This is a genomic window from Microcella sp. (assembly GCF_051860105.1).
Taxonomy (GTDB): Bacteria; Actinomycetota; Actinomycetes; order Actinomycetales; family Microbacteriaceae; genus Microcella.
This window is the reverse complement of record NZ_JBHYEO010000002.1, coordinates 150,020-161,984: the sequence shown is the minus strand read 5'-3', so window position 1 is coordinate 161,984 and position 11,965 is coordinate 150,020. Positions and strand designations below refer to the sequence as shown.

Below are 11,965 nucleotides of genomic sequence, written 5' to 3'. Positions count from 1 at the left end.
GGCGCATGGCCGTCCGCCCCATCCGCCTCTTCGGCGACCCGGTGCTGCGCAGCGCCGCCGACCCGATCGGGCGCATCGACGCGGCCGTGCACGGGCTCGTGGCCGATCTGATCGACACCGTCCGGGTTCCTGGTCGCGCCGGTGTCGCGGCGCCGCAGATCGGCGTCGGCCTGCGCGCCTTCAGCTACAACGTCGACGGCGTCATCGGCTATGTCCTCAACCCCGAGCTCGTCGAGGTGCGCGGTGACCCGGAGGCGGTCGATGAGGGCTGCCTGAGCGTTCCGGGATTCGGTTTTCCGCGTCGCCGTCACCCGTGGGCCCGGGTGGTGGGCATCGATCTCGACGGAGCGGCCGTCGACCTCAGCGGCGACGGGCTGCTCGCTCAAGCGCTGCAGCACGAGTGCGATCATCTCGACGGCCGACTCTTCATCGAGGGTCTCGACCCTGAGATCAAGCGCGAGGCCATGCGCGCTGTGCGTCAGGCCGACTGGTTCGCGCGTCCCTGAGCCCGGCACCATCGCGGGCAGGGCTCGATCGTCCGCTCCCACGAACGGGAGAAGGCGCCGCGATCGTTCCGACCGGCGGCGCCCTCTCGTCGACGTGCCTACTGCAGCGAGATGCCCTGCGTCTCCGGCGCCCCGCTGTACATGCCTTCGATCACGTCGGCGAAGTCGGCCGTGATGACGTGACGCTTGATGCTCATCTTCGGCGTCAGGTGCCCGCTCGACTCGGTGAACTCGGTCGCGAGCACCGTGAACTTGCGGATCGACTCGGCACGCGACACGCGGCTGTTCGCGGCGTCGATCGCCCGTTGCACCTCCGCGAGCACCTTGGGGTGCTGCGCGGCTTCGGTGAGCGACATCTGCGGGTCGAGGTCGTTGTTGTTGAGCCAGACCGGCAGCATCTCGCTGTCGAGCGTCACGAGCGCCGAGACGAAGGGCTTCTGGTCACCGACGACCACGACCTGACCGATGATGGGGTTCGCCCGGATCGGGTCTTCGAGGGCGGCAGGGGCGACGTTCTTGCCACCCGCCGTCACGATGATCTCCTTCTTGCGCCCGGTGATGGTCAGGAAGCCGTCGTCATCGAGAGTGCCGATGTCGCCGGTGCGGAACCATTCGCCCTCCATCACCTCGGCCGTCGCCTCCGGCTTCTTCCAGTAGCCGGCGAAGACGTTGATGCCCTTGACGAGGATCTCGCCGTCCTCCGCGATCTTGAGCCCGACACCCGGCAGAGCCGGCCCGGTCGTGCCGATCTTGAACTTGTCGACGAGGTTGATGGTGGCGGGAGCCGTCGTCTCGGTGAGGCCGTAGCCCTCGAGGATGCGGATGTCGAGGCTGCGGAAGAAGTGCGCGAGGCGCAGGCCGAGGGGAGCGGACCCTGAGACGGCGTACACCACACGACCGCCCATAGCCGCCCGCAGCTTGCTGTAGACCAGGCGGTCGAAGAGCGCGAACCTCAGTTTCAGGCCGAGCGGCACGTGGCCGGCGTCGAGCGCCTTCGAGTGCTCGATCGCGACCGCGGCCGCTGCGCGGAAGATCTTGCCCTTGCCGCCGGCCTCGGCCTTCTGCTCGGCCGAGTTGTAGACCTTCTCGAAGACGCGGGGAACGGCGAGCAGGAAGGTCGGCTTGAACGAGCCCAGCGACGGCAGCAGCTGCTTGGTGTCGGCCTGGTGACCGATCTTGACACCGCCGTGCACGCCGAGGACGGAGATGAACCGGGCGAAGATGTGCGCCGTCGTGATGAAGAGCAACGTCGACGACTGCGGGTTGACCACCTGGCTCATCGAGACGGCCGCGTTGCGGCAGAGCTCGACGAAGTTCGAGTGGGTCAAGATGCAGCCCTTGGGCACGCCGGTCGAGCCGGACGTGTAGATGAGCGTGGCAAGGTCGCTGCCCTTGGCCATCGTGCGCCGCGCCTCGAGATCGTCGTCGCTCACGCCGTCACCGGTCGAGGCGAGCTTCTCGAGATCGCCGAGGTGCATCTGCCACAGGTGGCCGATGTTCGGCAGGTCGCCCGCGACCTCGTCGTAGCGGGCGAAGTGGTCGGCGGTCTCGACGATCATGTGGTGCGCCTCGGAGTCGTCGAGGATGTACTGCACCTGGCTGGGCGAGCTCGTCTCGTAGATCGGCACCAGAACCGCCCCGGCGAACCAGGTCGCGAAATCGACGAGGGTCCACTCGTACCGGGTCTTGCACATGAAGCCGATCTTCTCGCCGGGCTTCACGCCGGCGGCGATGAAGCCCTTGGCCAGCGCCTTGACCTGCCGGTGGAACTCGGCGGCCGTCAGGTCGGACCACCCGCCATCCGCCGTGGGAAGCGCGAAGAGCGCCCCGTTCGGGGTCTGGCGCACCCGGTCGACCAGCAGGTCGCTCGCATTCGCGTTCGGGTCGGGCGTGACGACGGCCGGGACGAAGAACTCTTTCACGGCAACTCCTTTGGTACCGGACGGGCAGATGGTGACCCCACTCTAGTCCGCGATCCGGCGCGCCCTCTCGGAGCGCCCCGCCCTCACTAGACTCGACGCTCGTGCACTCCATCGGAATCGACATCGGCGGAACCAAGATCGCCGGAGCCCTGGTGAGCGACGACGGCGAGATCCTCGCCGAGCTCCGCGAGCCCACGCCCGCCGGCGACCCCGCGGCCATCACCGACCTCGTGGTGCGCATGATCGAGCAGCTGCGCGACGGGCACGATGTCATCGCCGCGGGCGTAGCCGCCGCCGGATTCATCGACGCCGCGCAGTCGACCGTGTACTACGCGCCGAACATCAACTGGCGCCACGAGCCCTTCCGCGACCGGCTGCGCGAGCGCCTCGACCTCGATGTCACGATCGACAACGATGCGAACGCGGCGGGGTGGGCCGAGTTCCGGTTCGGGGCGGCGCGGGATGCGCACGACATGACCATGCTGACGATCGGTACGGGCGTGGGCGGCGCGATCGTGGCGGGCGACCGGCTCCTCCGCGGCGGCTTCGGCACCGCTGGCGAGCTGGGCCACCTGCGCGTCGTCCCGGACGGCCTGCCGTGCGGCTGCGGAGCGCGCGGCTGCATCGAGCAGTACGGCTCCGGCCGAGCACTGCTGCGGATGGCCAACGAGATCGCCGATGCCGGGGGCATCGGGCTGCAGCTCGCGGTCGAGCGCGAGCGCGCCGGTGGGCTGACGGGCGACATCATCGCCCGGCTTCTCGTCGACGAGGACGCGGGGGCGCTGCACGCTCTGCGGCAGCTCGGCACGTGGCTCGGCCAGGCCTGCGCGAGCCTGAGCGCCGTGCTCGACCCCGAGCTGTTCGTCTTCGGCGGTGGCGTGTCGATCGCGGGCGACCTGCTGCTCGACCCCGTCCGCGAGTCCTACCTCGCGCACCTGCCGGCGCGCGGCTACCACCCCGAGCCCCGCTTCGTCGTGGCCGAACTGGTGAACGACGCGGGTGTCGTCGGGGCGGCCGACCTGGCGCGCATCCATGCGGCCTCGGCGGCGACCTGATCGAGCGGCCGGCCGCGCGGACGGCGGGAGCAGGGGTTAGGCTGTCCTCCGCCGTCAACGAAGGGATTCCCCGGTGTTCTACTGGCTGATGAAGAACCTGGTGATCGGGCCCATCCTGCTCACGGCGTTCCGCCCCTGGGTGCGCGGCGTCGAGAACGTGCCGCGCACGGGTGCTGTCATCATCGCCAGCAACCACCTGTCGTTCACCGACTCGGTGTTCCTCCCGCTCGTGCTCGACCGGCGCGTGGTGTTCCTCGCCAAGAGCGACTACTTCACGGGGCGCGGCATCAAGGGCTGGCTCATCAAGATGTTCTTCGAGGCCAGCGGGCAGCTGCCGATCGACCGCTCGGGTGGCAAAGCGAGCGAGGCTTCGCTCAATACCGGCCTCCGGGTGCTCGCCGAAGGCTACGCGCTCGGCATCTACCCCGAGGGCACGCGCAGCCCCGACGGCATCATGTATCGCGGTCGCACGGGTGTCGCGCGCATGATCCTCGAGTCGGGTGCTCCCGTGGTGCCGGTCGCGATGATCGACACCGAGAAGGTGATGCCGATCGGCGCGAAGCTGCCGAAGGTCGTGCGCCCGGGAGTCGTGTTCGGCGAGCCGCTCGACTTCAGCCGCTTCCAGGGGCTCGAGAGCGACCGCTTCGTGCTGCGCTCGATCACCGACGAGATCATGTACGAGCTCAGCCGCCTCAGCGGCCAGGAGTACCGCGACGTGTACGCGACCACCGTCAAGGACAAGCGCCCCGCCAACGCCCGGTAGGCTGGAAGGCCGCGGCGCTGTGCGCCGTGCATCCCTGACTCTCCCGCCCCGTAGAGGACGTAACGCTCGTGGTCGACCCCTTCGAAACCGTTGTGCACGCCGACCCCGCGGTCATCGCCGGTCTCGACCACTGGCGCACGCTGCCGATCAAGCAGCAGCCGCAGTGGCCCGACTCGACAGCGGTCGCCGCCGCCTCGGCCGAGCTCGCCACGATGCCCCCGCTCGTCTTCGCCGGCGAGGTCGACATGCTGCGCGAGCGACTCGCTCGTGCCGCTCGCGGCGACGCCTTCCTGCTCCAGGGCGGCGACTGCGCGGAGACCTTCGCGGGGGCGACGGCCGACCAGATCCGCAACCGGGTGAAGACCATCCTGCAGATGGCGGTCGTCCTGACCTACGGCGCCTCGATGCCGGTCATCAAGATGGGCCGCATGGCCGGCCAGTTCGCGAAGCCCCGCTCGAGCGACACCGAGACGCGCGGCGACGTCACGCTGCCGGCCTACCGCGGCGACATCGTCAATGGCTACGACTTCACCCCCGAATCGCGCCAAGCCGACCCCTCGCGCCTCGTGAAGGGCTACCACACGAGCGCCTCGACCCTGAATCTCATCCGCGCGTTCACTCAGGGTGGTTTCGCCGATCTGCGGATGGTCCACAGCTGGAACAAGGGCTTCGCCGCGAACCCCGCGAATCAGCGCTACGAGGGCCTCGCGAAGGAGATCGATCGCGCGGTGAAGTTCATGGAGGCCGCGGGCGCAGACTTCGACGAGCTCAAGCGCGTGGAGTTCTACTCGAGCCATGAGGGTCTGCTCATGGACTACGAGCGCCCCATGACGCGCATCGACTCGCGCACCGGCATGCCGTACACCACGAGCGCCCACTTCCTCTGGATCGGCGAGCGCACGCGTGATCTCGACGGCGCCCACGTCGACTTCTTCAAGCGCATCCGCAACCCCATCGGGGTCAAGCTCGGCCCGTCGACGACGCCCGAGACCATGGAGCGCCTGATCGACGTGCTCGATCCCGAGCGTGAGCCCGGCCGCCTCACCTTCATCACCCGGATGGGCGCCGGGACCGTGCGCGATGCGCTTCCTCCGCTTCTCGAGGCGATCCGCGGCATGGATGCCACTCCGCTCTGGGTGTGCGACCCCATGCACGGCAACGGCCTCACGACGCCCAACGGCTACAAGACGCGTCGCTTCGACGATGTGGTCGATGAGGTCAAGGGCTTCTTCGAGTCGCACCGCGCGGTCGGCACCCACCCCGGAGGCATCCACGTCGAGCTCACGGGCGACGATGTCACCGAGTGCCTCGGCGGCTCGGAGCACATCGATGAGGAGACTCTGGCGACGCGCTACGAGTCGCTGTGCGACCCGCGCCTGAACCACATGCAGTCGCTCGAGCTCGCGTTCCTCGTCGCCGAGGAGCTCGGCCGCAGCTAGTAGTTCGCGACGACCGTCACGTCGCCGCCGCGGAGGGCGCGTTCGCCGCCGGCCGGGTTGGTCGATTGCACGGGCGCCAGCGGCGAGTCGCGCAACCCCGGAGGCACATTCGTGTCGAGGAGCACACGGAACCCGGCCGCCTCGAGAATATCGACGGCGTCATCGATCGACCGGCCGACCACGTTGGGCACCTCGACGAGATCGGGCCCGCGCGAGACGATGATCGTGAGCGTGCTCCCGGGTCGCACGGGGCTGTCGGTGGTGCGCTCGAGCCGCAGCACGTTGCCGAGCTCGACCTCGTTGTCGAACTCCGACTCGCCTCCGACGATGCCCGTGAGGTCGCGTGCGCTGAGCGCCGCCTGCGCGGCCTCGACGGTGAGCCCCCGCACCGAGGGGATCGCGCCGACGGACACCAGCAGTTGCACAGGGGTTCCCTTGAACGATTCGGCGCCGGTCGCGAGGGCGACCTCGTCGGCATCGACGACGGCGATGACCGAGCCCTCCGGCACATCCGGATCGAACTGCGGGATGCCCTCGCCGACCTCGAACCCCGCTCCGACGAGCGCGATCCGGGCGTCGGCCTCGGGCAGTCCGACGACGTCGGGCACCGTTGTGGGCTCGAGGCCGAGCGAGACGACGATCGTGACGACCGTCTCCCGGTCGATCACCTCGCCCGCCGCCGGGTCGGTACCGGCCACGAGACCCGCGGCGATCTCCAGGTCGAACGCCTCGGCGACCGTGTCCGCCACCAGCGCGCCCTGATCCTCGAGGATGAGGCGGGCTGCGTCGACGGTGTCGCCCCGGACGTCGGCGATGGTCACGCGAGCCCCGGGCCCCGCTCCGAACCACCAGCCGACCCCGGCGGCGAGGCCGGCGAGCGCGAGCACGGCAGCGAACAGGATCCAGCCGCGACGGCGGCTCTGCGGGCCGCGGCGCGTGAGTTCGGCGGTCGCCGACGGCCCGTCGGAGGGATCCGACCCCCCGCGCGTGCCGAGCACCTGGGTCTCACCGGTGGCGGGAGCCGTGGGGATCGGCGAGGTGAGCAGCATCGTGCGCTGGGTGGCTGCGGTCGGCAGGGCCGTCTGCAGCGAGCGGCCGGTCTCGGCCACCTGGTCGAGCAGGGCGCGAGCATCCGCCGGTCGATCCTGGGGGTCGCGCGCGGTCGCCCACAGAACGATCTCGTCCCACTCGGCCGGTACGCGCGGGTTGAGCGTGCTCGGCGCCGGCACGGAGTCGTTGGCGTGCTGGTAGGCGATCTGCATGGGCTGTTCGCCCTTGAACGGCTGCTCGCCCGTGAGCATCTCGAACATCATGATGCCGACGGCGTAGATGTCGCTGCGGGTGTCGGCGATGCCGCGGGTCACGAGCTCGGGGGAGAGGTAGGCGATCGTCCCGAGGAGGGCCTGACCGGTGGCGGTGTTCGCGCTCGCGGCCCGCGCGAGTCCGAAGTCGCCGATCTTGATGCGGCCGTCGTCGGCGAGGAGCACGTTCTCGGGCTTGAGGTCGCGGTGCACGATGCCGGCCTTGTGCGCGGCCGCCAGACCGCCCAGCACGGCCTCGGTGATGTCCATGGTCTGCTCGGGGGTGAGCGCGCCGTACTCCTGCAGCAGTTCGCGCAGGGTGATGCCCGGCAGGTACTCCATGACGAGGTAGGCCGACTCCGCGTCCTGCCCCTGATCGAAGACGTTCACGACGTTGGGGTGGGCGAGGCGGGCGGCTGAGCGCGCCTCCTGGATGAACCTCTCCTTGAACTGGCTGTCGTCAGCCAGGTGGCCGTGCATGATCTTGACGGCGACGAGACGGTCGAGTCGCTGGTCCGTGGCGAGGTAGACCGTTGCCATCCCGCCGCGGGCGATGCGTGAGCGCACCTGGTATCGGCCGTCGATCAGGCGGCCGATGAGGGGATCGGTCGTCGAGGTGCTCACCGGGTCAGTCTAGGTCGCGCGGGCCAGGCGCCCCGGGTGCCACGCGCGGTGCCGCACCCCCGATCAGGTGAGCTCGAAGTACCACGCCCACGCGCTCGCCTCCCACTTGGCGTAGTGGTCGGGGTAGGCGGAGATCTGCACCGCCTGGGCCGCGCGCGTGAGGGTCATGCCCTGCCATCCGGGGATGTCGAGGAGGCCGCGCGTGTAGCCCGCCCTGCCCTCGTAGAAGAGTCGCGCGGCATGGCTCGGCACCTGGAGGTCGGCGGCGGTTCCCCAGCCCGAGCTGGGCCGCTGCTGGAAGAGCCCGACGGAGTCGCGGTCTCCCCACGAGAGGTTGCGGAGCGACGACTCCTGCATCGCGGTCGCGAGGGCGATGACGATGCCGTACTCCGGAACCCCCAGCTGCCGTCCGACCTGGATGATGGTGCTCGCGTGGGTGCGCATCTCGGCCGTGAGGGGCGTCACGGTGCCCCCGCTCGGCGGTCGGACGGGGGAGGGACCTGCCGATGAGCCCGGGTTCGCCGCAGGCCGGCGCGGCGCGACGGGCAGCACGGGGCGCTCGACGATCGCCAGGGCGGCCACAGCGGCGGCGTTCGAGACACCCGGCCCCGCGTCGCTCACGGCGTCGGCGGGAGGCGTCCCGGGCCCGACCACGCCGGGGCCGGGGGCATCCGCCGGCGCGTCGGCAGCGAGGCCGACGACCGGAGCAGGAGCGATCGCGGGCTCGGCGATGCGCCCCGGGATCACCAGTGCCTGGCCGGGGTAGACGATGCTCGTCCAGGCGAGACCGTTGGCGTCGAGGAGCGACTGGGTCGAGATGCCGAAGCGTGCGGCGATCGCCGAGATCGTGTCGCCCTTGACGATCGTGTAGCGGCCACCGGCCGTGGTGGGTGCGGGCACCCCCGTGGTCTTGACGGGCGCCGTGGTGAGAGCAAGAACCTGACCGGGGAAGATCGTCGACTTCCACGACAGACCGTTGAGCGCGAGCACGGAGGCGGTCGAGATGCCGAAGCGCTGCGCGATGCTGCTCACCGTGTCTCCCGGTGCCACCGTGTAGACGGCGGGTGCGGCGCTGGTGCTGACGCTGTGCGCGGTCAGCCCCCCGGGCATGAGGGCAGCCCCGATCTGCGAGAGGGCTGTCCGTAGTCCGAGCGGCGACGGCGCCTGCTCGGGCTTCGGGGGCAGAGGCTTGCGGGCGTGGGCGGGATCGATCGGGCCGGTGAGGCCGAGGCCGAGCACGATCGCCCCGGTGAGGGCGACGGGCACCGTGGTGAAGGCGCTCGAGCGGGCCCGACGGCCGAGGTCGATGCGCGTCGCGGTCGCGACCGACGCGGCCGCCGTCGTCGACGCGGGAGCGGGGCGCGGCGTCAGCCCGGCGAACACCGCTCGTGCGCGCTCATCGGAGTCGGATGCCCGGTGCGGGCTGCGCGCGGTGTCAGCAGCGCGGTCAGTCTCGCTCATCGTGTTCCGGCCCTTCGCAGTGCCTTGGTGCACCCGACCGGGCGCAGGCGGATGCCCCCGCATCCGCTGTGACAGAGTACAACGCACGTCTACCAATGGGGAAGGTGTGACGGGAGTTTACCTGTTCGTAACATAACAGATCGACGCGGACGGGTCGATCGGCATGGCACGCTTGAGGGGTGGCTGCTGAATCTGCTCGCTGGTTGACCGTTCCCGATCTCGTCGACGCATTGAACCTGAGCCCGGGCAAGGTTCACCGGTTGATCGAAGACCGCCACCTGCTCGCCGTGCGGCGCGACAAGGTGCTCGTCGTGCCCGAGGAGTTCGTGCAGAACGGCGAGCCGCTCACCGACCTGCGCGGCACGCTCATCCTCCTCGCCGACGACGGCTTCACCGATGACGAGGCGATGGACTGGATGCTGGAGGTCAACGAACTGCTCGGAGTCTCGCCCATCGCGGCCCTGCGCGCGGGCCGCAAAGCCGAGGTTCGTCGGGTGGCCCAGGCGCTCGCCTTCTAGCCCGCCGCCCCGCTAGTGGGCGCGGCGGGTGACGAGGTCGCTCAGGCCGATGAGCTCGGCGCGCGCGGAACGGCTGAGCGGAGCATCCTCGATCGCCGCGATCGCATCGGCGACGCTGCGCGCGATGATGCGCTCGGTGGTCTCGACGGCGCCGCTGTCGCGGATGGTGGCCTGCAGCGTCGCGATCTGGTGCTCGGTGAGCTGGGGGTCACCGAGGAGCTCGTCGATCAGGCGCACGGCACCGGCGGGCAGGGCGGCACGGGCGAGCGCGATGATGACGGTGCGCTTGCCCTCGCGCAGATCGTCGCCCGCAGGCTTGCCGGTGACGGCCGGGTCTCCGAACACGCCGAGCAGGTCGTCGCGCAGCTGGAAGGCCACGCCGAGCGGCAGCCCGAAGGCGCGGAGCGCCGACACCTGCTCGAGACTGCCGCCGGCCATGAGCGCCCCGAGCGCGAGCGGAGCCTCGATCGAGTACTTCGCCGACTTGTAGGTGACCACGCGGTGAGCGCGGGGGAGCAGATCGGCCTCGTCGGCATCGCGCCACGCAACCTCTTCGCGGATGTCGAGGTACTGCCCGACCATCACCTCGGTGCGCATCGTCTGGAATTCGCCGCGCGCCGCGCGCGCGCTGCGCGGGTCGGCGAGACGTTCGAGACCGGTGTCGAGCAGCTCGTCGCTCCAGCCGAGCAGCAGATCCCCCAGCAGCAGGGCGCTCGAGGTGCCGTACGTCGCAGCGCTCCCGACCCACTCCCGGCGGGCGTGGTCGGCCTCGAAGCGCCGGTGGGCCGCCGGCATGCCGCGCCGGGTGTCCGAGTTGTCCATGATGTCGTCGTGCACGAGGGCCGCAGCATGGAACAGCTCGAGGGCGGCGGCGGCGTCGATGACGCTCGAGAGATCAGGGTGCTCATCGAGCTCGGCGGTGAGGTCGTCGGCACGCACTGTGCCCGCCACGGCGTGCCAGCCCCAGTAGCAGAACAGGGCGCGGAACCGCTTCCCCCCGCTCAACAGGTCGCGACTGGCGTCGGTGAAGACCGCGAGGTCGTCGGCGATCGATCCGAGCTGGGTGGCGCGCTCGTCGAGGAACTGCTCGAGTCGGGCGTTGACAAGGTCGACTAACCGCAATCTCTCAGGCACCCGCCTAGCCTATCGAGGGGAGCGAGCCTAGAATGAGGGAGCGGGGCGTATTCCGTCCCCTCAGCCGTGGAAGGGTTCATCATGCCGCTCTCGGAGCACGAGCAGCGCCTCCTGGAAGAGATGGAGCGCAATCTCTACCAGAACGATGCCGATTTCGTCGCCACCGTCTCAGGTCGCAGAGGCAAGCCCAACTACCGTCTCGTGGTCGTCGGAGCTCTGCTCGCCGTGGCCGGAGTCGCCGCCCTCGTCGCGGGCGTGATCGTGCGACAGCCCCTCATCGGCGTGGTCGGCTTCGGCTTGATGCTCGGGGGCGTGCTGCTCGTGATCTCTCCCGGTCGCGGCAGCGAGGCGACCGCGAGCGCCCCCTCGGCGCGTCCGGCGCGTCCGTCGCGGACCTCCTGGATGGACAACATGTCCGAGCGCTGGGAGCGCCGCCAGGACGAGCGCGGCGAGTAGCTCTCCACCCTCCTCCACCTCCCCTCTCCTCCACCTCCACTCCCGCGGGGTCGACCGTCTGGTCGGCCCCGCTTTTTCGTGCGCTCGCCGTCGATGTGCGCCCACTTCCTCCACCGGCCCTCCACGGGCCCTCCACCGCGTGCGCACCACGTCTTCCGCGGATTTCCGGGTGCGCGCCAAACACATTGGAGAGATATGGCCGATATAGTGCTCCATATCCTTTACTTGGTGGAGGAAAGTGGAGTAAAGTGGAGGTCATCACCTGATCTCGGGCCGGAGATGAGAGGGGGGCCAGGACGATGCTTCTCGGCACGCACACCCCCAAGCTCGACGACAAGGGGCGCATCATCCTTCCGGCCAAGTTCCGCAGCGAGCTCGCCGGGGGAGTGGTCCTCACCCGCGGCCAGGAGCACTGCATCTACGTCTTCAGTGCCGCGATGTTCCAGGAGCAGCTCGACAAGCTGCGGACGGCGCCTCTCACGAGCAAGCAGGGTCGCGAGTTCCAGCGGCTCTTCCTCTCGGGCGCCAGCGAGCAGGAGCCCGATTCGCAGCACCGGCTGACGATCCCGACCGTGCTGCGCGAGTACGCCGGCCTCGATCGCGAACTCACCGTCATCGGCGCCGGCGACCGCGCCGAGATCTGGTCGACCGAAGCCTGGAACGCCTACTACGCCGAGCGCGAGGACGCGTTCGCGAACACCGAGGAGGAGGTGATCCCCGGACTCTTCTGATCGCGTGACCCCGACTCCCAGCCGTGAGTCGCCCTGGCGCACCTTCCCCGGTGCC

The 11,965-nt window shown here is 69.9% G+C and carries 11 protein-coding genes; 7 read left to right on the top strand and 4 right to left on the bottom strand.

The genetic code is table 11. From position 1 onward, the window contains the following. Positions 1-5 precede the first annotated feature (5 nt). The gene (locus tag ACTIE9_RS01895) at positions 6-506 is read left to right on the top strand and encodes a peptide deformylase (protein ID WP_439563880.1); all 501 of its coding nucleotides are present in this window, start codon (positions 6-8) and stop codon (positions 504-506) included. A 98-nt stretch (positions 507-604) separates the two neighbouring features. Here the strand turns inward: ACTIE9_RS01895 and ACTIE9_RS01890 are convergent, their stop codons facing one another. After that, complete coding sequence (locus ACTIE9_RS01890; protein ID WP_439563879.1) at positions 605-2,428, bottom strand: AMP-dependent synthetase/ligase; 1,824 nt, start codon at positions 2,426-2,428, stop codon at positions 605-607. Between the two features lie 101 nt (positions 2,429-2,529). On the opposite strand from ACTIE9_RS01890, the gene ACTIE9_RS01885 reads away from it, so the two are divergent. From ACTIE9_RS01885 to ACTIE9_RS01875, 3 genes are all read left to right on the top strand, one after another. Further along, positions 2,530-3,483, top strand: coding sequence for an ROK family glucokinase (locus ACTIE9_RS01885; RefSeq protein ID WP_439563878.1), 954 nt, complete (start codon positions 2,530-2,532; stop codon positions 3,481-3,483). Positions 3,484-3,556: 73 nt separating this feature from the next. Next, on the top strand, positions 3,557-4,246 hold the full coding sequence (locus ACTIE9_RS01880; RefSeq protein WP_439563877.1) for a lysophospholipid acyltransferase family protein: 690 nt from the start codon (positions 3,557-3,559) through the stop codon (positions 4,244-4,246). A gap of 68 nt (positions 4,247-4,314) precedes the next feature. Then, entirely contained in the window at positions 4,315-5,685 is a 1,371-nt protein-coding gene (locus ACTIE9_RS01875; RefSeq protein ID WP_439563876.1) for a class II 3-deoxy-7-phosphoheptulonate synthase, read from the top strand. Here the strand turns inward: ACTIE9_RS01875 and pknB are convergent. Together pknB and ACTIE9_RS01865 are read right to left on the bottom strand one after the other, a co-directional pair. After that, entirely contained in the window at positions 5,682-7,610 is a 1,929-nt protein-coding gene (gene pknB / locus ACTIE9_RS01870; protein WP_439563875.1) for a Stk1 family PASTA domain-containing Ser/Thr kinase, read from the bottom strand. The two genes, ACTIE9_RS01875 and pknB, sit on opposite strands and share 4 nt — an antisense overlap. A 63-nt stretch (positions 7,611-7,673) precedes the next feature. Next, positions 7,674-9,071, bottom strand: coding sequence for a LysM peptidoglycan-binding domain-containing protein (locus ACTIE9_RS01865; protein ID WP_439563874.1), 1,398 nt, complete (start codon positions 9,069-9,071; stop codon positions 7,674-7,676). 179 nt (positions 9,072-9,250) lie between these two features. Between ACTIE9_RS01865 and ACTIE9_RS01860 the strand changes: the two genes are divergently transcribed. After that, entirely contained in the window at positions 9,251-9,589 is a 339-nt protein-coding gene (locus tag ACTIE9_RS01860; RefSeq protein WP_439563873.1) for an Rv2175c family DNA-binding protein, read from the top strand. A 12-nt stretch (positions 9,590-9,601) separates the two neighbouring features. Here the strand turns inward: ACTIE9_RS01860 and ACTIE9_RS01855 are convergent, their stop codons facing one another. Next, entirely contained in the window at positions 9,602-10,723 is a 1,122-nt protein-coding gene (locus ACTIE9_RS01855; RefSeq protein ID WP_439563872.1) for a polyprenyl synthetase family protein, read from the bottom strand. Positions 10,724-10,804: 81 nt separating this feature from the next. Between ACTIE9_RS01855 and ACTIE9_RS01850 the strand changes: the two genes are divergently transcribed. Then, positions 10,805-11,179 (top strand): DUF3040 domain-containing protein, encoded by a 375-nt coding sequence (locus tag ACTIE9_RS01850; RefSeq protein ID WP_439563871.1) that lies wholly within the window; start codon positions 10,805-10,807, stop codon positions 11,177-11,179. A 299-nt stretch (positions 11,180-11,478) separates the two neighbouring features. Next, a complete protein-coding gene (gene mraZ, locus ACTIE9_RS01845; protein WP_439563870.1) occupies positions 11,479-11,910 on the top strand; it encodes a division/cell wall cluster transcriptional repressor MraZ in 432 nt (143 codons plus the stop codon). Positions 11,911-11,965: the final 55 nt, after the last annotated feature.

What these genes read in the sequence shown, in the direction of transcription:
- ACTIE9_RS01895 (WP_439563880.1), top strand. Translation starts at nt 6, where the DNA reads ATGGCCGTCCGCCCCATCCGCCTCTTCGGCGACCCGGTGCTGCGCAGC.
- ACTIE9_RS01865 (WP_439563874.1), bottom strand. Translation starts at nt 9,071, where the DNA reads ATGAGCGAGACTGACCGCGCTGCTGACACCGCGCGCAGCCCGCACCGG.
- ACTIE9_RS01850 (WP_439563871.1), top strand. Translation starts at nt 10,805, where the DNA reads ATGCCGCTCTCGGAGCACGAGCAGCGCCTCCTGGAAGAGATGGAGCGC.
- mraZ (WP_439563870.1), top strand. Translation starts at nt 11,479, where the DNA reads ATGCTTCTCGGCACGCACACCCCCAAGCTCGACGACAAGGGGCGCATC.